General features: G+C 64.9%; 17 protein-coding genes. 14 read left to right on the top strand and 3 right to left on the bottom strand.

The window, feature by feature from the left end; translation table 11 throughout:
• Positions 1 to 583: 583 nt before the first annotated feature.
• The 4 genes from RTX79_RS06555 to RTX79_RS06540 all read left to right on the top strand — a co-directional run bounded on the left by RTX79_RS06555 (position 584) and on the right by RTX79_RS06540 (position 6,160).
• The gene (locus RTX79_RS06555) at positions 584 to 2,806 is read left to right on the top strand and encodes a polysaccharide biosynthesis tyrosine autokinase (protein ID WP_312682856.1); all 2,223 of its coding nucleotides are present in this window, start codon (positions 584 to 586) and stop codon (positions 2,804 to 2,806) included.
• A 172-nt stretch (positions 2,807 to 2,978) separates the two neighbouring features.
• Positions 2,979 to 3,872 (top strand): 4-hydroxybenzoate octaprenyltransferase, encoded by an 894-nt coding sequence (gene ubiA / locus RTX79_RS06550; protein ID WP_312682855.1) that lies wholly within the window; start codon positions 2,979 to 2,981, stop codon positions 3,870 to 3,872.
• Between the two features lie 374 nt (positions 3,873 to 4,246).
• Positions 4,247 to 5,671 (top strand): short-chain fatty acid transporter, encoded by a 1,425-nt coding sequence (locus RTX79_RS06545; RefSeq protein WP_312682854.1) that lies wholly within the window; start codon positions 4,247 to 4,249, stop codon positions 5,669 to 5,671.
• A 318-nt stretch (positions 5,672 to 5,989) separates the two neighbouring features.
• Complete coding sequence (locus tag RTX79_RS06540; protein ID WP_170184009.1) at positions 5,990 to 6,160, top strand: hypothetical protein; 171 nt, start codon at positions 5,990 to 5,992, stop codon at positions 6,158 to 6,160.
• A gap of 51 nt (positions 6,161 to 6,211) precedes the next feature.
• Here RTX79_RS06540 and RTX79_RS06535 read toward each other — a convergent pair whose 3' ends face one another.
• Complete coding sequence (locus RTX79_RS06535; RefSeq protein WP_312682853.1) at positions 6,212 to 6,895, bottom strand: VOC family protein; 684 nt, start codon at positions 6,893 to 6,895, stop codon at positions 6,212 to 6,214.
• 530 nt (positions 6,896 to 7,425) lie between these two features.
• On the opposite strand from RTX79_RS06535, the gene RTX79_RS06530 reads away from it, so the two are divergent.
• Together RTX79_RS06530 and RTX79_RS06525 are read left to right on the top strand one after the other, a co-directional pair.
• Positions 7,426 to 15,222, top strand: a complete 7,797-nt coding sequence (locus RTX79_RS06530; RefSeq protein WP_312682852.1) for a YadA-like family protein — start codon at positions 7,426 to 7,428, stop codon at positions 15,220 to 15,222.
• Between the two features lie 87 nt (positions 15,223 to 15,309).
• Entirely contained in the window at positions 15,310 to 16,116 is an 807-nt protein-coding gene (locus RTX79_RS06525) for an OmpA family protein (protein WP_312682851.1), read from the top strand.
• A gap of 110 nt (positions 16,117 to 16,226) precedes the next feature.
• On the opposite strand, the gene RTX79_RS06520 is transcribed toward RTX79_RS06525, so the two are convergent.
• Entirely contained in the window at positions 16,227 to 16,574 is a 348-nt protein-coding gene (locus RTX79_RS06520; protein ID WP_057508513.1) for a hypothetical protein, read from the bottom strand.
• A gap of 487 nt (positions 16,575 to 17,061) precedes the next feature.
• On the opposite strand from RTX79_RS06520, the gene RTX79_RS06515 reads away from it, so the two are divergent.
• From RTX79_RS06515 to RTX79_RS06495, 5 genes are all read left to right on the top strand, one after another.
• Positions 17,062 to 17,679: a PIG-L deacetylase family protein gene (locus RTX79_RS06515; protein ID WP_312682847.1), complete on the top strand. Its 618-nt coding sequence runs from the start codon at positions 17,062 to 17,064 to the stop codon at positions 17,677 to 17,679.
• A gap of 7 nt (positions 17,680 to 17,686) precedes the next feature.
• Positions 17,687 to 18,826: a glycosyltransferase gene (locus RTX79_RS06510; protein ID WP_312682846.1), complete on the top strand. Its 1,140-nt coding sequence runs from the start codon at positions 17,687 to 17,689 to the stop codon at positions 18,824 to 18,826.
• The gene (locus RTX79_RS06505) at positions 18,813 to 19,409 is read left to right on the top strand and encodes a DapH/DapD/GlmU-related protein (RefSeq protein WP_312682845.1); all 597 of its coding nucleotides are present in this window, start codon (positions 18,813 to 18,815) and stop codon (positions 19,407 to 19,409) included. The genes RTX79_RS06510 and RTX79_RS06505 overlap by 14 nt, the downstream gene beginning before the upstream one ends.
• 15 nt (positions 19,410 to 19,424) lie before the next feature.
• Complete coding sequence (locus RTX79_RS06500) at positions 19,425 to 20,207, top strand: YaiO family outer membrane beta-barrel protein (protein WP_312682844.1); 783 nt, start codon at positions 19,425 to 19,427, stop codon at positions 20,205 to 20,207.
• Between the two features lie 380 nt (positions 20,208 to 20,587).
• Positions 20,588 to 21,541 (top strand): fimbrial protein, encoded by a 954-nt coding sequence (locus tag RTX79_RS06495; RefSeq protein ID WP_312682843.1) that lies wholly within the window; start codon positions 20,588 to 20,590, stop codon positions 21,539 to 21,541.
• A gap of 81 nt (positions 21,542 to 21,622) precedes the next feature.
• Here the strand turns inward: RTX79_RS06495 and RTX79_RS06490 are convergent, their stop codons facing one another.
• Positions 21,623 to 22,285: a response regulator transcription factor gene (locus tag RTX79_RS06490; RefSeq protein WP_312682842.1), complete on the bottom strand. Its 663-nt coding sequence runs from the start codon at positions 22,283 to 22,285 to the stop codon at positions 21,623 to 21,625.
• A 172-nt stretch (positions 22,286 to 22,457) separates the two neighbouring features.
• On the opposite strand from RTX79_RS06490, the gene RTX79_RS06485 reads away from it, so the two are divergent.
• The 3 genes from RTX79_RS06485 to RTX79_RS06475 all read left to right on the top strand — a co-directional run bounded on the left by RTX79_RS06485 (position 22,458) and on the right by RTX79_RS06475 (position 25,162).
• Positions 22,458 to 23,309, top strand: coding sequence for a hypothetical protein (locus RTX79_RS06485; protein ID WP_312682841.1), 852 nt, complete (start codon positions 22,458 to 22,460; stop codon positions 23,307 to 23,309).
• Between the two features lie 492 nt (positions 23,310 to 23,801).
• Positions 23,802 to 24,356 (top strand): fimbrial protein, encoded by a 555-nt coding sequence (locus RTX79_RS06480; RefSeq protein ID WP_312682840.1) that lies wholly within the window; start codon positions 23,802 to 23,804, stop codon positions 24,354 to 24,356.
• A 74-nt stretch (positions 24,357 to 24,430) separates the two neighbouring features.
• On the top strand, positions 24,431 to 25,162 hold the full coding sequence (locus RTX79_RS06475) for a fimbrial biogenesis chaperone (RefSeq protein WP_312682839.1): 732 nt from the start codon (positions 24,431 to 24,433) through the stop codon (positions 25,160 to 25,162).
• Positions 25,163 to 25,212: the final 50 nt, after the last annotated feature.

Below are 25,212 nucleotides of genomic sequence, written 5' to 3'. Positions count from 1 at the left end.
GCTGCTCCCCGCAAGCGTAGGGGATCGTACTACAGGCAGATGCGACAGATTCCACCGCAATCACACTTGCAGCCATCGCATGCATGGCGTGATTCATTCTCAGCGGTGCTTCGGAAGAGGGGGGTGCCGGATATCTGTTGCGCTGGCATGGATACTGGTCCTTCAGTCCTGATCACTATTGTCCGATACCGGATGGCTGCTTGCGCAGAGGGCCATGAACGAGTTCATGCCCTCGCCAACGGGCAGCGATGATACCAATCGTGGGCTCACGCGGCATGCCGAATATGGCGTCACGGGACACGCCTGATCGGTAGCGAGTTTCGGCGGAACTGCGTCACACTTTTCTCGGCGCCAGCCTGCACTAATGGCCCGTTCGTTTGCTGTGATGCGGTAAACTGTTGCGCTTGGCCCTGACTATTGGGTTCAAGTGCTTGATAGGGAAAGGAATTGATCCCTTCGATAGGCTTCATGATGCAACGCGGTTGGTGGCCCGTAGGAGCGGTTGTCCTGGGCCGCCCTGATATAGAAATCCGACCGACCCGCGTTGTGCCTTGCGCGGCGGGTCCTGAATCAAGTGGAAGCAATGACAAAGCAAACGGGATCAAGTGTGGTCAAGGAAGACGAGATCGATCTGCGGGAGCTGCTGGGCGTCCTGATTGACCGTAAGTGGTGGATCATTGGCACGACGGTGCTCTTCTTCATCGTCGGCGCTGCCTACGCCCTGCTCGCTTCTCCGGTGTACCAGGCACAGTCCATGGTGCAGGTTGAATCGAAGGTGCCGGCTATTCCTGGTATTTCCGATCTTGCCTCGATGGGCGCTGCGACCAGCGCCGCAGCCACGACCGAAGTCGCGCTGCTGACTTCGCGCACTGTCATTGGCACTGCGGTGGACCAGTTGCAGCTGGACACCGTGATCACCCCGCGTCGATTCCCGTTGGTGGGCGAGTACTTCGCACGCAAGTTCAAGCCGGAAACCCCGGATGCCGTTGCGCCACCGCGTTTCGGTGCCAGCAGCTACGGCTGGGGTGGCGAAGCGGTGCAGATCCATCGCCTTGACGTGCCGGTCCAGATGATCGGCGCGCCGTTGGTGCTGCAGGCCGGCGCATCGGGCAGCTTCGTGCTGTACGACGACGACGGTGAAGAAATCCTGCGCGGCCAGGCCGGTAAAGCTGCTGAAGGCCGGGGCGTGACCCTCGAAGTGGTCGCATTGCGCGCCAATCCGGATACGCGCTTCGACCTGGTCAAGCTGCGCCGCTTCGATGTGGTGTCCAGCCTGCAGCAGGCGGTGCAGGCCGTCGAGCAGGGCAAGGAATCGGGCATTCTGCAACTCAGCTACGAGAACGAGGATCCGATGCTGGCCGAGGCGGTCATCGCCCGCGTCGCCGATGCCTACGTTCGCCAGAACGTCGAGCGCAGCTCGGCCGAAGCCGCTTCCCAGCTTGATTTCGTGCGTGAGCAGTTGCCGGTTGTCCGCCGCCAGGTTGAGCAGGCACAGGTGGCGATGACCGCCTACCAGTCGAAAGCGAACTCGGTCGACATCACCATGCAGACCAAGGGTCTGCTGGACCAGGAGGTGGCCGTTGAAGCCAGTATCCAGCAGCTCCGCCTGAAGCAGGCGGAGATGGATCGCAGCTTCACCCGTGAACATCCGGCGTATCGTGCGCTGTTGAGCCAGATCAGCAGCCTGGAGGGTCGCAAGGTCGGCTTCCAGCGCCAGGTAGGCCAGTTGCCGGACACCCAGCAGGAACTGCTGCGCCTGACGCGCGATCTGCAGGTCAGCAACGAGATGTACACCGCGCTGCTCAACCAGGCCCAGCAGTTGGACGTGGCCCGCGCCGGTGCCGTGGGTAACGTGCGCATCGTGGATCCGGCCGCCGTGGACATCGCTCACCCGGTGAAGCCGCGCAAGTCGCTGATCGTAGCCATCGCGACCCTGCTTGGCGCCTTCCTCGCCACGGCCTTCGTGTTCCTGCAGCGCATGCTGAACCCAGGCATCGAGGACCCTTCGCAGATTGAGGAACTCGGCCTGCCGGTCTACGCCGCCATCCCGCTCAGCGTGTCCACCACGCTGCCGAAGCTGCGCAAGGGCAAGCACGGCACGCGCGTCATTGCCGATGGTCGCCAGCATCTGCTGGCTGTGACCTCGCCGGCTGACCCCACCGTGGAAGCACTGCGCAGCCTGCGCACCAGCCTGCACTTCGCCATGCTGGAAGCGAAGAACAACATCCTGACCATCTCCGGCCCGCGTCCGGGCGTGGGCAAGACGTTCGTGTCCAGCAACCTGGGTGCGGTCATCGCGCAGGCTGGCCAACGCGTGCTGGTGATCGATGCGGACATGCGCAAGGGCACCCTGCACAAGCTGCTGGGCATCTCGCACCAGAAGGGCCTGTCGGACGTGCTGGGCGGCAAGCTGGCGGTTGAAGCGGCCATTCACCCGGTGCCCGGCCTGGACAACATGCACTACATGGTGCGTGGTGATATTCCGCCGAACCCCGCCGAGCTGCTGATGCATCCGCGCTTCCAGCAGATGCTGGAGTCGCTGTCGGCGCAGTACGATCTGGTCATCGTCGATACCCCGCCGATCCTGGCCGTGACCGATGCGGCGCTGGTCGCTACGCATGCGGGTTCAAGCCTGCTGGTAACGCGCTTCGGTGTGAACCAGGCGAAGGAAATCCTGCTCACCCTGCAGCGCTTCGAACAGAACGGCGTGCAGATCAAGGGCGCGATCTTCAACGCGGTGGAAAAGCGCGCGACGGGCTATTACAGCTACGGGTATTACGAGTACAAGTCCGACGGCAAGGATTGAGGCCGTTGTACTGACGGCTCTGGTATCACCGGGCGGTGCCCGGTGGAAGGCCAAGGCGTGACGACCAACGGTCGTCACCCACCGAAGTGGTCGTCGCCCACCGATTGCTGAAGCATGACGACCAGCGGTCGTCACTACGAAGGCCTTTGGCCGGCGGGAGTATCATTTCCCCATGTCACATGCTCCCCTTCACGCTCCCTCCGGGGATGCGACGCCGCGCTGGCGGCACTACTGGAAACTGATGCGCGCCGATCGCCCGATCGGCACGTTGCTGCTGCTGTGGCCCACCTGGTGGGCCCTGTGGCTGGCCTCCGGCGGGCTGCCGCCGCTGTGGACGCTGTTTGTTTTCACCGCTGGGGTCTGGTTGACCCGGTCGGCGGGCTGCGTGATCAATGACTACGCCGACCGCTGGCTGGACCCCCACGTCAAGCGCACCAAGGACCGTCCGCTGGCCAGCGGTGCGGTACGCGGCCGGCATGCGCTGGTCCTGTTCGCGGTGCTGATGCTGGTGGCGTTCGCGCTGGTGCTTACCTTGAACTGGCTGACCGTGGCGCTGAGCTTCGTCGGGATCTTCCTGGCGGCCAGCTACCCCTACCTGAAGCGCTACACGCACCTGCCGCAGGTGTATCTGGGCATGGCCTTCGGCTGGGGTATTCCGATGGCTTTCGCGGCCGTGCAGGGTGAGGTGCCGGCGCTGGCGTGGCTGCTGTACGTGGGCAACATCCTGTGGTCCACCGCGTATGACACCTGGTACGCCATGGTGGACCGCGATGACGACCTGAAGATGGGCTCGCACTCCACGGCCATCCTGTTCGGCGATCTGGATCTGGTGATCCAGGGCGTGTTGTATGCGCTGTTCCTGGCGGCGATGACGCTGGTGGGCGTGCGGGCGGAGCTGGGGGCTTACTACTTCGTTTCGGTGGGCGTGGCGGCGGGGCTGGTGGCGTATGAGTTCTGGCTGTGCCGCAACCGCGAGCGCGATCCGTGCTTCAAGGCGTTCCTGCACAACAACTGGGTGGGGGCGGCGCTGTTCGTGGGGATCGCGGTGGCGCTGGCGCTGCGCTGAGGTGCTGAGGCAGCGGTAGCGCTGCAAAAGCGTGACGACCAACGGTCGTCACCCACCAGGGCAGCGGCATGACGGCCAGCGGCCGTCACTACCAGGGCAACGGCGTGACGGCCAGCGGTCGTCACCCACCAGGGCAACGGCATGACGGCCAGCGGCCGTCACTACCGGGGCAACGGCGTGACGGCCAGCGGCCGTCACTACCGGGGCAGCGGCATGACGGCCAGCGGCCGTCACTACCAGGGCACCGGCGTGACGACCAACGGTCGTCACCCACCAGGGCCGGCCGTCACTACCGGGGTTACTACCAATAGGGTGCAGACAGGTCCGGCGCGGGCCCGCACAATCCCTCCATCAACCTTGGGGAGGGTAAGGCGATGGCCAGCACGGCGGTGGTACAGGATGGCTGGATGGCGCGCGCGGCGCTGCGTTCGGCGGCCTGGGCAGAGAAGTGGTTCCCGGATGCCTATGTGTTCGCGGTGCTGGGCGTGGTCATCGTGGCGGTCACCGCCATCGGCTTCGGCGCGACCCCGCAGGCCACCGCGGAGAGCTTCGGCAACGGCTTCTGGAGCCTGATCCCCTTCACCATGCAGATGGCCTTCGTGGTGATCGGCGGCTACGCGCTGGCCACAGCGCCGATCGTGGCGCGCTTCATCGATTTCCTCGCCCGCGCGCCGAGGACCGGCCGGGGCGCGGTGGTGTACGTAGGCCTGGTCAGCATGCTGGCCTCGCTGCTCAGCTGGGGCTTCTCGCTGGTGTTCGGCGGCCTGCTGGTGCGCGCGCTGGCGCGCCGCGAAGACCTGCGCATGGATTACCGCGCCGCTGGCGCATCGGCCTACCTTGGCCTGGGCGCGGTGTGGGCGATGGGCCTGAGCTCATCGGCCGCGCAGCTGCAGGCGAACCCGGCCAGCATGCCGCCGGGCCTGGTGGAGATCACCGGCGTGCTGCCGTTCACCGAAACCATCTTCCTGTGGCAGTCGATCGTGCTGACCGCCGCCCTGATCGTGGTGTCGCTGCTGGTGGCCTGGTTCACGGCCCCGCGCGAGGCCACCGCCCGCGTCGCCGCTGATTTCCAGGGCGCCGCCCAGGCCGAGGCCGAACCGCTGCAGCCGCGTACGCGCCCCGGCGAATGGCTGGAATACAGCCCGCTGCTGACCGTGCTGCTTTCGCTGCTGGCCTTCGGCTGGCTGGCCAACGAGTTCGCCAGCAAGCCGGTGGTCAGCGCCATCGCCAACCTCAACACCTACAACTTCCTGTTCATCTCGCTGGGCCTGCTGCTGCACTGGCGCCCGCGCAGCTTCCTCAACGCGGTGGCCAAGGCCGTGCCGAGCACCACCGGCGTGCTGATCCAGTTCCCGCTCTACGGCGGCATCGCGATGATCCTCACCCATGCCGCCGGCGCCGACGGTGAGACCCTGGCGCATCGTCTTTCCACCGTGTTCGTGCACATCGCCAGCACGGATACCTTTGCGCTGGTGATGGGCGTTTATTCGGCGGTGCTCGGCTTCTTCGTGCCGTCAGGTGGCGGCAAGTGGATCATCGAAGCGCCGTACGTCATGCAGGCAGCGAACGAACTGCAGGCGCACCTGGGCTGGGCGGTGCAGGTCTACAACGCAGCCGAAGCGCTGCCCAACCTGATCAACCCGTTCTGGATGCTGCCGCTGCTGGGCGTGCTCGGCTTGAAGGCGCGCGACATCGTGGGCTTCACCTTCATCCAGCTGCTGGTGCACATCCCGCTGGTGCTGGGCCTGCTGTGGCTGCTGGGCATGACCTTGGAGTACGTGCCGCCGGTCATGCCCTGACCCGGGCCTTCCGGCATCAGCAGGTGACGACCGTTGGTGTGGGACGACCGTTGGTCGTCACGCTCCCGGGTAATCGTCATCGGAACGTCACGATCCGGGCCTCGCATGAATAGCCCAAAGCACACCGCGCCATGAACACATGCATTCCCCGCATGAACTCTTAAGGTGCTTGTCCCACAAGGCCTGCAGCCCTGTTCCAAGGCCCTTCGGCAGGCGCGTGATGCCGTCCTCCACAGATACGCACGCATGGTTAACCAATGCCTGCAGAGGATGGCCATGACCGCGGCATTCCGCATGCGGCTTTACGGAGTCATCCAGATGGCTAACCAGCAGAATCAGCAGAACCAGGACCAGAAGAACCAGCAGGGTCAGCAGGGTCAGCAGAACCAGCAGGGCCAGCAGGACCAGAAAGGCCAGCAGCAGCAACAGCAGCAGGATCAGCAGAAGAACAAGAACCAGCAGCAGGGCACCAACGAAGAAGAAGAATGAGTTGATGCCCTACGCTGAAGAGACAAGGCCCCGCACCTGCGGGGCCTTGTTTTATGTGGTGGCCGACGTGCTGCGCACGCGCCAGCCGTGATCTGCATCGCCTACGTCGGCCGCGTCGCCAGGGGTCTCGATCGTCACCACGATTCCCTGTGCATTGGGCAGGTCGACCTGCTCGGGGAACCAGTGCCGAGCCGCGTCCACGACGATCAGCAGGCCTTCGTCGTCGCCCATCGGCGCGAAGACAGGGGTTGGCTCGGACAGCGGTGCCAGCGCAAGCGTGTCCGCAAGCAACTGCTGCATCGAAGGCACATCGGTAACCGGCAGGCCGACCTCGCTGAGGCAGGTGATCTCGCTGCCATCGAAGGCGCCGGCACGCGTTGAAGCGGGAAGGCGCCTGCGTCCAATCAACTCCAGGATCAGGCCATCGGGTCCGGTGAAATACACCGACTGTGATTGCCAATGGCTCTGCAGTGCGAAGTAGTCCTTGCCATCGGGCGAGCGTTGCAACCGGGTGCGTGCGCGCAGCCACGACATTGCCTCGCCGAAGCGGTTGTCCGGCACGTTGAAGGCCAGGTGCACGCCACCGAGGGGTCGCCCGGCGGCGGGAACGAGCGTAATGGTGCTCCAGCCGATCACCACCTGGTTTTCCTCCACACGCAACTGCAGGACGTCGCGGAAGTAGTGCGCGACGCTGGCGGGGTCGGATACGGGAAGGGTGATCTGGCGGATTCGCATCGGCAGTGACAGTAGCGGGGAGTCCCCACTGTAGCGCGCCGCCCTCCGATACGACTTTAGTGTGACGGACCGCTCACTTTATTGACGACGTCAATCACACATTGTTAGGATTGCGTTGTTCGGTAGACCAGTGGATGGTTGATCACGTGCCAAGGAACCTGGCTTTCGCCCCCGTGCGAACGCCGGCCCCCGCACTCTCAAACCGCCCCTGGCCTGGTGAACGGTAACGACCCGTTCGGGTCGTACAGGGGGCAATTCTGTATGTCGCAGTACCTGACGTCGCGCGCAAGCGCGGGCGGTGCTTTGCTTCGCCTTGAATCTGCCATGCACGGGCCCTGCGGGCCTGTCGATTTCCTGTGCGCGCGTGGTTCCCACCACGCAATCCGCTGCTGTTCCCCAACCGATCACCGGTCAGCCCGCCAGCTGGCGCGCTCCTGCGGACCGCAGCTGCCACGTGCAGCGGCGGCCGCCCTCATGTGCGGCCACCAGCAGCGGGCCGTCGACTTCGTCACTCCCGTAGAGAACCTTCAATGAACAAGATTTACCGGAAGATCTGGAACAAAGCGCTCGGCCGGATCGTGGTCGCCTCGGAACTCGCCAGCAGTGACGGCGGCGGCGCCACGGTCGGTGCAGTGGGCACCCAGCGCGGTGGTGCGCATGCGCGCCTGGCGCTGGGCGTTGCCTTGGCATTGGCTTCGATGGGCGCACATGCGCAGGACATGGACCTCGGCCCGGATGGCTCGGTGACCGCCGGCCAGACCGTGCTGGACAATGAAGGCCTGCGCGTGGGCGCGGCCGTTGCCATCGGCGCCAACGCGATCAGCGTGGGCAGCCTGGTGATGGACGCCGGCAACAACGAACTGCGTGGCCTGTCCAATCGCACCTGGAATGCCAACGGCAGCTACACCGCCGGCCGCGCAGCCACCGAAGAACAGCTCAAGGTGGTGAGCGATTCGGCCAATGCTGGCTGGAACGTGGCCGTTGGCGGCAGCAGCGCCAACATCGGCCCGGGCGGCACGGTGACCTTCCAGGGCGACAGCAACATCACGCTCACCCAGACCGGCACCGATGACAACGGCGCGGTGCGCGTGGCGCTCAACCCGAACCTCAACCTGGGCGCGACCGGCAGCGTCACCACCGGTGCGACCACGGTCGACAACACCGGCCTGCGCATCACCAACGGCCCCAGCGTCACCACCACCGGCATCAACGCCGGCAACCGCGTGGTCACCGGCGTGGCCAATGGCGCGATCACCGCGACCAGCACCGAAGCCGTCAACGGCGGCCAGATCTACTCGCTGCGCGATGAGTTGTACACGGTCGGCGCCGGCGTGAAGTACTTCCACGCGAACTCCGCAGCCGCCGATTCACAGGCGCTGGGTGGCCAGTCGGTTGCCATCGGTCCGAACACGATTGCCGAGGGCTACCACAGCATCGCCGCAGGTGATGGCGCCAACACCGACCTCACCGCAGAGGCCGCCATCGCCATGGGCCGTGGGGCAAACACCGATGCCGCACGCAGTGTGGTGCTGGGTGACCAGGCCACGATCGGCACGCGTTACGCCGACGATGCCATCGTCATTGGCACCCGCGCCCACGTCGACGGCGTGCAGGTGGCACCGGCAAACGCCGCCATCGCCATCGGCATGGATGCGTCGACCAAGGCCAACAGCAGCATCGTGATCGGTAATGCGGCGAGCGTGGACTCCGAATACGCCACCGACACCATCGCCATCGGCAGCAACGCGCGTGCCGAAGGAATGACCGCGATCGAAGCCGTCGCCATCGGCGTCAATGCACGCGTGACGGCGACCCGGGCCACGGCCGTCGGTACCGACGCCCAGGCGCTGGGCGCCAACAGCATCGCACTGGGCCAGGCCACGGCAAGCGGCGGCAGCGCCATCGCAGCCGGCAACGCAGCAGAAGCAGAAACCCCCGACAGCATCTCGCTGGGCAGCGGCGCCGGTGTGGGCACGGTGGGCAACGCTGCAGGTGACCGCACGTCGCACATCGCCATCGGCACCGGTGCAGGCACCAACGTGGCCGGCAACCAGACCACTGCGATCGGCTTCCAGGCCGGCGCGAATGTCACCGGTGACCAGAACATCGCCATCGGCAGCCAGGCCGGTTCCGGCCTCACCGGCGACTTCAACGTGGCCATCGGCTACCAGGCCAACAACGGCGTTGGCAACCGCGAGCGATCAGTCGCCGTGGGTAGCGGCGCCAGCGCAGACAGCGACGCCACCGCCTTCGGCTACGGCGCCACGGCGCAGGGCGTCGGCGCGGTAGCCGTGGGTACCGAAAGCAATGCAGGTGCGCACGGCGTGGCACTGGGCCGCAACACGGTGGCCGAAAACGGCAACGTGGCACTCGGCTTTGCCTCCGAAGCACGCAACAGTGACCTGGTCGGTAACGGGTACCTGACCGGAACCGCGCCGACGTCCAACGTGGTGTCGGTCGGCAATACGTCGGCTGGCGCCCAGCGGCGCATCGTCAACGTGGCCGATGGCGCACAGCGCTATGACGCCGTCAACGTCGGCCAGCTGCGCGCGACCCAGCAGACCGTGGCCAACCTGATCGGCGGCGAGGTCAGCGTGGATCCCGCGAGTGGCAATTTCTCGCAGATCACGCTGCGCGACACCAACAACAACGAATTCAAGTTCAATACCGTAACCGAAGCGCTGGGTGCGGTCACCAACGGCACCGTCAGCACCCTGCCGGCGAATGCAGTAGTGCGCAACGCGGGCGGCGGCATCAGTAACATCAACGCCGGCGTGCTGGGCACTGATGCGGTCAACCTGACCCAGCTGAACGAAACGGTTGCCAACAACAGCAGTAAGTACGTCAGCATCAAGTCCACCGATGCAGCCAACCGCGACAACGCCGGTGCCACCGGCAGCAATGCCACCGCCATCGGCCCGCAGGCCGATGCGACCGGCAACGAAGCACTGGCGCTGGGTTACCGCACGCGCGCGCAGGCTGCCAGCGCGGTCGCCATCGGCAGTGATGTCAACGCACTGGGCGTGGCATCCACCGTGGTCGGCAATGAGAGCTATGCGTACGGTCGTTCGGGCATCGCGATCGGTGATCGGGCGGTGAGCAGCGGCAACAATTCCATCACCATCGGCACCGATGCGCAGGCCGATCCGAAGTCGCCGGTTGCCACGGTCAACAACGCGATCGTCATCGGCACCGAGGCAGAAGTGTCTGCCGACGACGGCATCGCCATGGGCCGCAGCGCGCTGGCATCGGAAGAACGTGCGGTGGCCCAGGGCTACGACGCCCATGCCACCGGGATCGACGCGATGGCCGAAGGTACGCGGGCGCGCGCCAGCGGCCTTCGCTCGCAGGCCAGCGGTACCGACGCGCAGGCGTCCGGTGTGGATGCCATCGCCTCGGGCACCGATTCGCGGGGTTATGCAGTAAATGGTGTCGCACTGGGCAGGGGCGCGGTCGCCGGTATTGCCAACCCGCTGCCTGCGGACGTTGCCAACAACATCAATGCAGTGGCCATCGGCAACGGCGCGCAGGCTGTCCAGAACAGCGCTACCGCGCTGGGTAACGGCGCCAGCGCCAGTGCGGCATCGGCCTATGCCGTGGGTACCAATGCGTCGTCCACCGGCGTGTCGGCACATGCCACCGGCACCAATGCACGTGCTACCGCCGAATCCGCCATCGCATCCGGCACGGGGGCGTCCGCAACCGCGCAGTACGCCGTCGCGGTCGGCGCCACCAGCCAGGCAACGGCAGTCAACAGCTTCGCAGCCGGCTTCAACGCGCAGGCCAGCGGCGCTGATGCCTTCGCACTGGGTCGCGGCAGCCGTGCCAGTGGCCCGGATGCCATCGCCTTCGGCCGTGATGCGATTGCCGCCGAAGCCGACGCCGTGGCACTGGGCCACAACTCGGTGACGGCAGCAGCGGTAGGCACTGCCAACGCCACGGTCGACAACGTCAACTATGCCTTCGCCGGTACCACCCCCGGCAGCACGGTCAGCGTCGGCACCGACACCATCAAGCGCACCATCACCAACGTGGCGGCCGGTCGCATCAGTGGCACCAGCACCGATGCCATCAATGGCAGCCAGCTGTTCGCCACCAACCGTGCCGTGACCGCACTGGGCACCAACCTGGACAGCGTGGGCGGCAGCATCGCCAGCGGCCTGGGTGGCAACTCCTTCTACAACAGCAGCGCGCACCAGGTGGTCACCAGCTTCCAGCTGGGCAGCAACACCTACACGACGGTGGGCAGCGCACTGACCCGTGCGGCCAGCGGCATCAACCTGACCGCGCAGGGCGCCAACGCCACCAACGTCGGCCCGACCAGCACCATTGGCAGCACGATGGATCTACGTTCGGCCAACAACAACCTGGCGGTGACCAAGACCACCGACAGCAACACCGTCGAGTTCAAACTCGCCGAAGACATCGACCTGGGCGTCGACGGCAGCCTGAAGACCGGCAACACGCGGGTCGACAACGCCGGCGTCGCGATCACCGACGGCACCCTGTCCAACATCACCAACGCTGGTTCGTCGGTGGTGCGCGATGGCAGCGCCGCTACCACTGTCACCGCAGGCAACGTGGCAGTCGGCGCGGGTGGCAACACGACCCTCATCGGGGCCACCAGCGTGGCCGTCGGCGGTGCCAATCCGCTGCTGGTCGATGGCACCAGCGGCACCGTCACCGGCCTGACCAACAAGACCTTCAATCCGGCCAGCATCACCAGCGGCCGTGCCGCCAGTGAAGACCAGCTGCTGCAGGTCAGCAACGTCGCCAACGCCGGCTGGAACGTCACCGATGCAGGCGGCAATGCCGCCAACATCGGTCCGAACGGCCAGGTCACCTTCACCGGTGACGCCAACCTGGACGTGGCCCAGACCGGCGCCGACGATGCCGGCGTGGTCGGCATCGCGCTGAAGAAGCAGATCGACCTGGGCACCGCCGGCAGCGTCACCACCGGCGGCACGGTGGTCGACACCAACGGCGTGCAGATCAACAACGGCATGGGCAGCACGATGGTCGGTGGAGGCATTGCCCTGCTGAGTGATGGCACCCGCTTCACCGCCGTCACAGCGGGCAACGTGGCCGTGTTCGATGGCGCCCACACCAGCCAGCTGAACACCACCAACCTGCAGGTGGGTGGTGCCAATCCGGTGGTCGTCGACGGCATGGCCGGCACGGTCAAGGGCCTGAGCAACAAGACCTTCGACCCGGCCAACATCGTCAGCGGCCAGGCCGCCAGCGAAGACCAGCTGCTGCAGGTCAGCAATCTGGCCAATGCCGGCTGGAACGTCACCGATGCCAACGGCAACACCGCCAACATCGGCCCGAACGGCCAGGTGACCTTCACCGGCGACGCCAATCTGGACGTTGCGCAGACCGGCGCCGACGATGCCGGCGTGGTCGGCATCGCGCTGAAGAAGCAGATCGACCTGGGCACCACCGGCAGCGTCACCACCGGCAACACGCTGGTCAACAACAACGGCGTGGTGGTCAACAACGGCACTGCATTCGCCAGCACCACCGTCGATGGCCTCACGGTCGGCAATGCCGGCGGTGCCACCACGGTCGGCGCGACCAGCGTGGTGGTTGGCGGTGCCAGCCCGATCGTGGTCAATGGTGCCGGCGGTACCGTCACCGGCCTGACCAACAAGACCTTCGACGCCGGCAACTTCACCAGCGGCCGCGCCGCCAGTGAAGACCAGTTGGCCGCGGTCAGCCAGACCGTCAGTGCCGGCTGGGACATCAGCGCCGATGGCCAGAACGGATCGAAAGTGTCTTCGACCAGCGCCACCGGCAGCAGCGTGGACCTGCGTTCGGCCGACGGCAACGTCGTGCTGACCAAGACCACCGGCAGCAACGATGTGGCCTTCGGCCTGGCCGATGACATCGACCTGGGTGCCAACGGCAGCGTGACCGCCGGCAACACCACGCTGGATACCAACGGCCTGTCCGTCACCGATGGCACCAGCACCACCCGCATCGGTGCAACGGCGATCACCGTGGGCGGTGCGAACACGCTGGTGCTCAACGGCGCCACCGGCACCATCGGCGGATTGAGCAACAAGACCTTCGATCCGGCCAACGTCACCAGCGGCCAGGCCGCCAGCGAAGACCAGCTGAAGCAGGTCAGCGACGTGGCAAACGCCGGCTGGAACGTCACCGATGCGGGTGGCAACACCGCCAACATCGGCCCGAACGGCAAGGTCACCTTCACCGGTGACAGCAACCTGGACGTGGCCCAGACCGGTGCGGACGATTCCGGCGTGGTGGCGATCACCCTGAAGCAGAACCTGGACCTGGGCAGCACCGGCAGCATCACCACCGGCAATACCGTGCTCGACAACGCTGGCGTGGCGGTCAACGACGGCACCTCGTCCAGCGTGCTGGGCGCGGGCAGCCTGGCGGTCAGCGATGGCACCTACAGCAGCAACGTCGGTGCAACGGCAATCACCGTCGGCGGTGCGAACACGCTGCTGCTCAACGGCGCCACCGGCACCATCGGTGGGCTGAGCAACAAGACCTTCGATCCGGCCAACATCACCAGCGGCCAGGCTGCCAGCGAAGACCAGCTCAAGCAGGTCAGCGATGTCGCCAACGCCGGCTGGAACGTCACCGATGCGGGTGGCAACACCGCCAACATCGGCCCGAACGGCAAGGTCACCTTCACCGGTGACAGCAACCTGGACGTGGCCCAGACCGGCGCGGACGATGCCGGCGTGGTGGCGATCACCCTGAAGCAGAACCTGGACCTGGGCAGCACTGGCAGCGTGGTCATCGGCAACACCCTGCTGAACAACAACGGCCTGACCCTGGTCGGTGGCCCGAGCATCACCAGCGCCGGGATCGACGCCGGCGGCAGCCGCATCACGAACGTCGCTGCGGGCGTGGACGGCACCGATGCGGTCAACCTGGACCAGATGGGCGATGCCATCGAAGCCGGTCGTACCCGCTACTACAGCGTCAACTCCACCGGTGGCGGCAATGAAGCCAACGACGGCGCGACCGGTGCCGATGCAATCGCCGCGGGCCGCGATGCTGAAGCCGATGGCGACCAGGCCGTTGCCATGGGCGTGGGCGCAGTCGCCGCCGGCACCGGCAGCCTGGCACTCGGTGCAGGTGCGAATGCGCAGGCAGTGAACAGCCTGGCCTTCGGCAGCGGCGCGGTAGCCAGCCATGGCAACAGCATCGCGATGGGTGCCGGTTCGGCTACCACGGTGGGCGCGCAGGCGAACTACCAGGGTGCCTATGTCGGCAATTCCAGCTCGACCGGTGAAATGAACCTCGGTGGCCGCCAGGTCACCGGCGTGGCAGCCGGCTCGGCGGCGACCGATGCGGTCAACGTCAGCCAGCTCAACGCCGGCGTTGCCAGCGCGGTGGGCGATTCCAAGCAGTACACCGACACCCAGATCGGCACGGTGAACACCCGTATCGACGGCATCGACAACCGCGTCACCACCATCGAAGGCGACCTCATCGATATCCGTGGCGACATCACCGACATCCGCAACGACGTGGTGGATATCCAGGGTGACATCACCGACCTGGATGGCCGCATGACCAGCGTGGAAGGCGATATCCGCAACGCCAACCAGATCGCGGGCACCACCGCCGCCAAGGTCACCGACATCGAATACGGTGCCGACGGCATGTTCCAGGTCAGCCAGACCGGTGACCTGGTCAAGCCGCTGCCCACCGGCCAGAACGCGGTGGCCGGCGGCAACGGCGCGGTGGCGTCGGGCACCAACAGCACGGCACTGGGCAACCAAGCCGTGGCCAGCGGCGTCAACAGCACCGCCATCGGCCAGGGTGCCGTTGCCAGCCACGACAACAGCGTGGCGCTGGGCCAGGGCTCGAAGACCACGGTGGGCGCACAGACCGGCTACAACGCCGCGTACGTGGGCAGCAGCACCTCCACCGGTGAGGTCAACATCGGCGGCCGTACGTTGACCGGCGTTGCGGCCGGCATCGCCGGCACCGATGCGACCAACGTCAACCAGCTCACCGCGGGCGTCAACCAGGCCATCACCTCGGCCAACCAGTACACCGATGCGCGCATCGGCAAGGTTGAAGACGACCTGTGGCAGCTGGACCGCGGCTACCGCAGCGCCACTGCCGCGGCGATGGCGATGGCCGGCCTGCCGCAGGCGTACCTGCCGGGCAAGAGCATGTTGTCGATGGCCTTCGGTGGCTACCAGAGCGAGTACGGCATGGCGCTGGGCCTGTCCGGCATCACCGACAACGGCCGCTGGGTCTACAAAGCCCAGGCCAGCGGCAACACCATGCGCGACTGGGGCTTCTCGGTCGGCGCCGGCCTGCAGTGGTGATGTCGTCCTGACCCGGGGGAACGGGGCCGGCCATGCGCTGGCCCCGCTTCCCACGCCGTATCCCATTCGAATTCGAAGGATTGTTTGATGAATATCGCAAACCGTTTCAAAGCCGCGGCAACGGCCGCGCTGGTCCTGGCCCTGGCTGCCTGCAGCACCCACGCCGCCAAGCAGGGCACCGGTGAAGTGAGCTTCCCGGATCCCGACCGCATCGTGTTGAAGGAAGGCACCTTCCCGAACGTGGCCAACCTGCGCAGCATCGGCCCGGGTGTCACCAAGGAGCAGCTGTACCACCTGCTGGGCCGCCCGCACTTCAGCGAAGGCTTCGCGCCGAAGGCCTGGAACTACCTGTTCCACTTCCGCACGCCCGAAGGCGTGGTGACCTGCCAGTACCAGGTGCAGTTCGACGATGAAAAGCGCGGCCAGTCGTTCCATTGGGCACCGGCATCCTGCGCCGATGTGCTGGACCCGCCCGCCCCGCCGGTGGCCCCTGCCGCGGCCGCTGACGGCGTGGCGCGTTTCTCGCTGTCGGCCGATGCCTTGTTCGCGTTCGGGCGCTCCGGCGTGGCCGACATCAAGCCGGACGGCAGCGCCGAACTGAAGCGCATCGCCGCCGAAATCAGTGCCGCCAAGGACAGCCAGGTGACGGTGGTCGGGCATACCGACCGCATCGGCAGCGATGAGAGCAACCAGCGCCTGTCGCAGGCACGCGCCGACACCGTGCGCGGCGTACTGGCAAGCCACGGCGTGGCCGCAGGCAGCATCCGTGCCGAAGGCCGCGGCGAAGCCGAACCGGTAACGCGTGACTGTGCCGATTCGCTGGCACACCGCGCACTGGTGGCCTGCCTGGCCCCGGACCGCCGCGTGGAAATCGCCGTCAGCGGCTCACGCTGACTGCACCGGTAGTGACGGCCGCTGGCCGTCAACGCCTTGTCCCGGTAGTGACGGCCGCTGGCCGTCCTGCTCCTGGTGGGTGACGACCGTTGGTCGTCACTCGCTTGCCATCAAATCCCGCTCTTGGCGAATTCCTGATTCAACGCATGCGTCATCCGCGCAATCTCAGGCGTCAAACACGTATTGAACTGCGCCGGATCCTTGCACCGCGCCGCCACCTCGGTCGAGCGCTGCTTCAACCCGAACGTCCCCAGAATCCCGCGCGCGCGGACGAAACACGCCGCACCCGGTGACCCCTGCTGCAGCTCGCCATGGCGCGCCGTGCAATGGGTGATGGCCGCCGCCAGTGCAGCTGCATTGACCGCATACAACGCCCCTTCGCTGGTATCAGCAGCACGCGCGTGGTGGGGCAGGGCGATCGCCACGCCCAACAGCATCGTCGTCCAGATCGATTTCACATCAACGCTCCGGCACAGGCAGGCGGCCCGTGCATCTTCTGGGCGTGATTCTAGCGCACGCGCACCGGCTCATTGGCCCGCCTGACGGGCCAATTCGGGTGTCCGGGGATTGCCGAGGCAGTGGAACCTTGCGGTGACAAAAGTGCCTGCACGGGCAAGCACGCCAACGGGTGAGCGGGCAAGGCAGGCCGCGGCCAACGTGCGGATGGAGCGTCTTGCCGGACGCGGCAACGAAGCACAGGTTCCCCGGCTCCCAGCCCGCCGACGCATAGCCTTAACAGACGCCTGACCGCTGATTCCAACGTCGGCGGTATGCCGACCTTTAGGGCGATGTCGATAGTCCGCCCCGCGGCTGGGTGCCATTCTTCGCCACCTCGACACATCTGTGCTGAGCCGCCAAGCCGCGGCCATATTCAAACGCTCGACCACGGGCGTCAGAGGGCGGTATCGGCGGCTTGAAACCTATTCAGAACGCAGGAGTCTCCACATGCGAACCGTACATAGAGTGCTAGCCATCGGCGCGCACCCCGATGACCTCGAGCTGGGGTGCGGCGCCAGTCTGGCCAAGCTGACAGCGCGGGGCGTACATGTCAGGGCACTGGTCCTCACCGATGGACTGCGGGGCGTGGCCGGTCCCGTGAGGCGTTGCGAAGAAACACGCAACGCCCTCGAGCAGCTGGGCGTCACCGATGTCGTCCAGCACCGCCTGCCCGATACGGCCCTCCCAACCATGCAGGCGGAGCTCATCAAGTTGATCGAGGCGCATAGCGAAGACCTGAGCCCCGACCGTGTCTACACGATGTTCCGGGACGATCGACACCAGGACCATCGCGCTGTGTACGAAGCAAGCATCATTGCCTGCCGTAGCGTGCCGCAGATCCTGAGCTATGAAACGCCCAGCTCCTGGCCCAACTTCATGCCCGTCGTCTTCGAGCCTGTCGGGGACCATATTGCGGAGAAAATCGCGGCTCTGCGCCACCATGTCAGCCAGCGTGACCGGACTTACATGCAGGCCTCGCAGATCTTCTGCAGTGCACAGTTCCGTGGCCAACAGGTGGGCCTGGGGCCCAGCGAAGGCTTCATCCCTTACAAACTGGCGCTGTGACGGAACGATGGAAATCCTCTTTCTCCTCATGTGCGTGGCAACCCTCGCCCACTCAATCATCAAGCGCAGGCGCATCCCCAGTGGAGCCTTCCGCTCGGTCGATGCGATCGTCCCGGCCTTCAATGAAGGTCCTTGCTTGGCATCTTCACTTCAGAACCTGTTGCGCAACCCTTACATAAACCGCGTGATCTGCGTCAACGATGGGTCCACCGACAACACCGGTGCGCTGTTGGACACGCTTGCGCCGCTCTGCAACGGGCGGCTGATCGTGGTGCATCAGGCCAACACTGGTAAGGGTGGTGCGCTGATGAACGGTCTCAATCATGTAAGCGCCGCACAGGTCTTCCTGACTGACGCGGACACATTGGTTCCGGATGAGGACGACGGTCTAGGCTACATGCTCGCCGAGATTGAAGACGGCGCCGATGCGGTGGGCGGCATTCCCTCGTCCAACCTGAAGGGGGCGGGCCTTCTGCCGCACATCCGCGCGACCGTGAAGATGCCCATGATCACGATCAAAAGGACGTTCCAGCAGCTGCTGGGAGGCGCGCCCTTCATCATCTCTGGAGCCTGTGGAATGTTCCGCACGCAGGTGCTGCGCGAGCACGGCTTCAGTGATCGTACCAAGGTGGAGGACCTTGATCTGACATGGACGCTGGTAGCCAACGGCTACAAGGTGCGCCAGGCGAACCGGTGCGTGGTCTACCCGCAAGAATGCAACACGCTGCGCGAAGAGTGGAAGCGCTGGCGACGCTGGATCGTGGGCTATGCCGTTTGCATGCGGCTGCACTGGAGGCTCCTGCCGAGCCGGTTCGGTCTCTTCAGCATCCTGCCCATGCTTCTGCTGGTGGTCTTCGGTGTCATCACATACGGAACGGCATGGATGGCATCCATCCACCTTTACGGTGGCCTCCATGGGTTGTTGCCTGCGCTGTTCCCGCTTCTGTGGGTCATCGCAGTGACCGCGTTGGGTGCGATCAGTGCCGTGCATCACCGCAACGTCTGGCTGATGCCTCTTGCGTCGCTCGCCGTGCTGTACGTCCTGCTTTCGTATGCGATCTGGATTGGCTACGGCATACGCGGCCTGTTCACCGGGCGGGAGCCCGCACGTGACAAGCCGACGAGGTACGCGCATGTGGTGGACTGACCTCGGCAGCGCTGATCCGTCGGTACCGACGGGCGGCCCTGGCATTGATCCGCTGGCACGGGTTCATCCTACTGCCGTACTGACCGGCGATGTCCGGATAGGCCCGCGCACGGTCATCTGCGCGGGAGCGTACATCGAAGGGCCTGTCAGCATCGGTGCCGATTGTCTGGTCGGCAACAACGCGATGATCCGCGGTGCCACGTCGATCGGCTCACGCACTCGCCTGGGCTTCGCGGTGGAAGTCAAGGGAGCTCGAATCGGTGAAGACGTGAGCATTGGTCCGCAATCGTTCGTCGCCGATAGTCGAGTTGATGACCATGCCTATCTTGCCGCGCAGGTTCGCACGAGCAATCAAAGGTTGGATCGCAGAAACGTGCGCGTCATGCATGAAGGCAGGCTCATCGACAGTGGCCGCGACAAGCTGGGGTGTCACATCGGCGCGCGTGCATCGCTCGGCGTTCAGGTCATCGTGCTGCCCGGACGGGTCGTGGCGGCCGATGCCTTGTTCGAGCCGCGAATCACCATCTGCAGAAACATGCCAACGGGACGTTACCGCGTCGCGCAGATCCTTGAAAACTACTGAGCAACGGAAGTGATAATGATGAAGAAGACCTGTCTGGCCCTGCTGGCCGCATCGCTGTGTGCCACCTGCGCCAGTGCAGCCGAGCAGCGCGTGAGCCTGCTGGCCAACCACACGGATTACACCCAGGCATCTGGAAAGCGCGACCTGCAGAGTCTGGAGTATGTTGCCGCCAACGATCGGGACACCTGGGTGCTCAGCGCGGGCGCTGGGCGGAGGCAGTTCGGTGATGGTCAGACGTACCGCGGCCACAACGCGACGGGGACCTACTACCGGAAATGGACACCTGTACTGTCCACGCGGTCACACGTGGCAGTTTCCAGCGACGACCCGGTCTTTGCGGGCAGGGTCTTCGACCAGGCTCTTACCTACAGCGGATTCACCAGTACCACGCTGACTGCCGGCGTCCGACGCACACGCTACTACGGTGACGTGGATGCAGATGCCTGGTACGTGGGAGGAGCCTATTATCTGCGGCGGCTGACCTTGCGTTATCGCTACACCCACCATGACATCGAGGGCCTGGGCGCCAGCCACGGCAACATGCTGTCACTGCGGCTGAAGGATGCTCGCGGAGCAGGATCCACGCAGCTGTGGTTGGGCAAGGGCAGCACGCTCCACGACTATGACTGGTCGCCCGTGCTGCAGGCAGGCAACCAGCAGAGTGTCTCGCTGCGCCGCGTCCAGCCACTGAACGATTCGGTTTCGATAAGCGCGTCCATCGAGCGCACTGAGTACAAAACGCCAAGCCGACACTACGACGGGATCACCAGCGCACTCGGGCTGACTTACAGCTGGTAAACAATGCCTGGTCGGCTCCCGCCGCCTGCGCTGCAGAGGCATGGCGGGCGAGCGTGTTTACCCGCTCGCTCGCCATGGTTATCTGCTCCAGGTGTTTCATCCGCCCTTCGCATGAGCTCGAATAACCCACGTAATCCTGGACCCGGATGCCTGCCGGACGACAACAAGGCGGCATCGTCCAGCCACAGGTGCGCTCCGGGATGACTTGGCGGAATCCACGCGGAGGAACTATAGACAGATGTCTATATTACGGTCGCCGGCAGTGGGCCAGACTGCCCGGGTATGCATTATGCCCGGCAGTTCCGCTGGTTTCATCGCGACCTCTGGAAGGCTGAACCGGCTGATGCCCATCTAAAACAATCAATGCAATGGTGCAATTTATGAAAGTTCGCGCAAACATGGGCGTGGCGGGAATGCCGAATCTCCGGGCGGCACTGGTGTCACTTTGCCTGCTCGGCGCTGCGGGGCAAGCGACTGCAGCGTGCACGGTGAATAGTACGGCGACCAACTCGCAGACCACCGATATTTCCGGGACCGTGGAACTCGATCCGTCGGCGCCAGTCGGCAGCGTTATCAAGCGGATAAACGTGCCGGCCAAAGGCGGCGCACTGTTCATGACCTGCAACGCGCCGGCCACCATAACCCATGCGTCGCGCCATTCGGCAGGATCAACAGGGCCGATCATTCCCACGAATCGTCCCGGTATCGGTTGGCGGGTGGGCTACGCGCTCCCACGCACCTGGACCCAGCAAGTTACAGAGCCGCTGTTGAACGTCTATAATCATCTGGCGCCCGAGACGATCGAGCTGGTGAAGACCGGGCCGATAACCCCGGGGATATTGACGGGCGCGAGCCTTGGGACCCTGGAGTTGTCCAGCGAGAACGTCACCTGGTACCGGCGGAACTACAGCGGAAACCTGGTCATAAATGCCGCAAAGACATGCGAGTTCCGCAACAATGGTCGGGCCAACTTCGATCTAGGTGCCGTCAAGCACTCTGCCCTCGCGTCCAATCCCACTAGTGTCTGGGTGACCGGTAATCTGGTCAGCGCAGGCTGCGAGCACGTGGCGATCATGAACTATTCCGGAACAGCAGACAGTTCCAATCCTGCACTGTTTGCTCCCACTTCGGCTGGCGCTGCCAAAGGCATCGGCATCGAGTTGCAGAGCTACAACGGCCAGGCTGCGAAACCGAACGACCCGACAGGCATCCGCTGGGGCTTGCGCAACGACGGCGAGTCGTATCAGCACCGGGCGCGCATGGTGCGCACCACGGGCCCGCTGCAGCCCGGTACCGTGGGTGCAACCATCACGGTGTCTGTGACTTACGAGTAAGTGACTGATCCGGTGCGCTGCCATGGCGGGGGGGCGGACAGCGCACCTGCAGGCGGGCGGGTTTACGACCAACCGAAACGACTAGGTCAGCAGATTACGCAGTTTGAACAGTTCGTTGTCGTTGCGGACGCCCAGCTTGCGGAAGGCCGCCTGCTTCTGGGTACTGATCGTGTTCGAGCTGCGCGAGAACTTGGTGGCGATATCGCCCACCGACATGCCCTCCAGGCAGCAGCGGATGACCTCGCGTTCGCGCGGCGAGAGCTTACCCACAGCCAGAATCCCGGAGTCGTCCCCTCCCACGCTGGGCGCGCCTTCACTGCGCCCGGCAAGCTCCAGCGCCATCTCGGGTTGGAGGTAGATCCGGCCGTTGGCGATGGCGCGCACCGCGTCGAGGAAGTCGCCAAGTTCCAGGCGTTTGCCGATGAATCCGCGTGCTCCGGCCTGCAGCGCCAATGACACCGTAGATACATTGTGGTGCGATGAAAGCACCAGTACCTTCGTGGACGGAAACCTGATCGCCATGCCGCGGAGAAGGTTGAAACCGTCCACGTCTTCCGGGCCAAGGGAAAAATCGACTATCGCGATGTCCGGCGCCTGCTGGCGCATCGCGGCGAGCATCTCGGCGCTCTTTGAAAAGCTGCCGGTCAACTTGAACGCGCCATCCTGGGACAGGGTGGCCTGCAGGCCGACGCGGACGACATCATGGTCGTCCAGGAGCATGACAGTGTGCTTGTGGCCGATCATCGCTCCGATTCCTGTGCGGTGGTTACCAGTTTCAAATGAAATTGGAATCTGTTGCCGCACTCTATCCCCTGCGCGCTTTTGGGGCAATCACTATGGAACCCCCGCTCAGTCGCTGGATAGGCTGGATGGCACGACGATGCCGCTGGGGCATTGGACCGCCACGAGGCAGCACATGATGCAGCAGGAACAAGCACGGGGTCGGCTGAAGCTGGACCGGAGCCAGCGGATGCTCCATTCGCTGCTGCAGCCCGCGGGGACCCTGCTGAGACTGGCACCCCGAACCGACCCCGCGACCCTGATCGTGCAGGAATATGTGGCATCGCTGGACGTGGCGCTGGACGAAGGCCGGCAGTCCTTTGCTGGCGCGAGTGCACTTGCGACAGGACACACGGCTCTGGACTGTGTGGTGTTCGCCCGCACGGCATTGCGTGCAGCGCGTTTCATCGCGCTGTCCAATGCCAGACGGGTGCACCCGACAGTGGTAGTACACGCACCCATGGCGCTACTGCACCTGCCCTGCATTCCGCTGTGGCTCGCGCGGATCACCGCTGTGTCGGCGATCCACGCACAGGCGCTCAGGGTTGAGATTTTTCTGGAAACCGATGCGGCCATCCAAGCCCATCAGCAGGCTCTGCTCGCTTGTGGCCTGGCACCCATCCAGGTCATCGACGGTGCATGCGCAGTCGGCGATCGAAGCCCGTTGGCGTCCGGCCCGGCCAGAGCGCAGTACTGCGCGGCCGGCCCGTCGACATTGCCGCGCTCGGCGGACAGCGATACGCGCAGGAAGGCGCATGTCGGTGCGTCAGCTTCGTTGATGACCGGCATCGATAGCCGGAAGGAGCTGGAGCGCGCCGTGGCCGCCGGTACTGCGCTGGTCGAAGGCACGATGTTCGCTCTGCCTGCCGCGGTTGCGCAGATACTGAAGCAGGTAAATGCAGAGCAGAACGGAGGGTTGTCACCGACGCGTGGCGCTGCCTCCGCTGATGATCTGCGCCCGCATCGCCGCCAGCGTCCGGGCGCCTAGCGGTGTAAGACTGACCATCGGCGATGCCTGTCCCGGCGTGGTCGTCTGCACAGGCCGTACGTAGCAGATGAGTCCCTCAGTTCGCAGGCAATCCAGCGTGCGGTCAACCTGTGTGCCCTGCGTCCACTCTGCTGGCACTAATGCCGCGCCCTTGGGAGTGACCGGGCGTTCGGCCACTTCCAAAAGCTGCATGGCCAGTGGGAGATCCGTTCCGTTCCTCATTGCTGTCTCGCTTTCGTAGATTGGATGGTGCTGACCTTAAAGAAAGGGGAGCACGCATCACTATCGATATCCCCCCAAATTTGCGGCTTGCAGCGAGGGACGCACACGGATCCGCCCTTGGTCGGAAGTCGATCCGAGATTAGGGCGATGTCTAAAGATCTGTGTGGGGGGATGTCCGATAGTACGTCTCCCTTCGGCGGCACCATGAATCAATTCCATGGGTGCGTGGCTGGTGAGGGAACCAACCTTTCGAATCCTAAGAGACTAGCTATGAAAATCACTGCAATCGCTGCCGCCGCCGCCGCCGCTCTGACCCTGGCCGCCGGCACCGCCTCCGCCCAGGACGGCACCATCGATTTCACCGGCAGCATCACCGCCACCACCTGCTTGGTTGAAGGCGTGGCCCCGGGCCAGGGCAACATCGCAAAGGCCGTGGACCTGGGCGGCATCAATGTCGGTTCCCTGCAGACGGCCGGCGAGCGTGCGGGCGACAAGGGCTTCAACATCCAGGTCGGCGGCGCCGGCGATGCCAACTGCACCGACGGCCAGACCGCCCACGTCCGCTTCGACCCGGCCAGCCCGGCCCTGGATATCACGACCGGCCGCCTGAACATTGACAACACCGGTACGCCGGCGACCAACGTCCAGGTGGAAATCGCGAACGTGGACGGCACCGAGATCAACCTGTTCACCGAAGACTCGGCCGGCATCGTCATCGCCAACAACACCGCCGTCATCCCGCTGATCGGCCGCTACTACGCCACGGGCACCGCGGTCGCCGGTGAAGCCAACTCGCGCGTCGGCTTCCAGGTCGTCTACGACTGAGTCCCAGCGTAATCGTCATTCAACGGACGGGGCCGCATTCTGCGGCTCCGCCCATGATCAGGAGTATCAAGCCAATGAACGCAGCTATCCGGACCGCAGTCGCGGCCATTGCAATGACGGGCATCATGACCGCCACCGCGCATGCCGGTGTCATTCTCGGCGGTACCCGCGTCATCTACCCCGAAGCAGCGCGCGAGGTTTCGCTGCGCGTTGAGAACAAGGGTGAGCGACCGGCGCTGATTCAGGCCTGGATCGACGATGGCGAAGAAAAATCCACGCCCGATACGGCGACGGCCCCTTTTCTGCTGACCCCTGCGGTCTTCCGCATGGAGCCAGGCAAGCAGCACAGCATCCGCATGCTGCACAACGGCGAGCAGGCGCCTGCTGATCGCGAATCCCTGTTCTGGGTAAACGTTCTCGAGATTCCGCCGAAGCCCACCGATGCCGATGGCAAGAACCTGCTGCAGTTCGCCTTCCGCAACCGCATCAAGATGTTCTATCGGCCGGAGGGCCTGAAGGCGCCGACGGCGGACACCGCATCCAAGCTGGTCTGGCGCGTCAGTGGAAACGGCCAGCAGGTAACGGTCCAGAATCCATCACCCTATTTCATCTCGTTCTCATCCATCGATGCAGTCAAGGGCGAGGCCACCCTGCCGCGTACTGACAAGGGGCCCGGTATGGTGGCGCCGATGTCGAGCGAGACCTTCAGCTTCGCCGAACCCGTACGTGCGGGAACGACCATCAAGTACGCGGCGATCAACGACTTCGGCGGCCGAGCCGAGTACGAATCCACGCTGCTTCCTTAATCCTATTTTCGACTGTTGGCTGATTCTGTGTGCGCTTGGGCGCGCCGGCG

The organism is Stenotrophomonas chelatiphaga, from assembly GCF_032054965.1.
Taxonomy (GTDB): Bacteria; Pseudomonadota; Gammaproteobacteria; order Xanthomonadales; family Xanthomonadaceae; genus Stenotrophomonas; species Stenotrophomonas chelatiphaga.
Note: the sequence above shows the minus strand (reverse complement) of the source record. Positions and strands in the feature narration are given on the sequence as shown.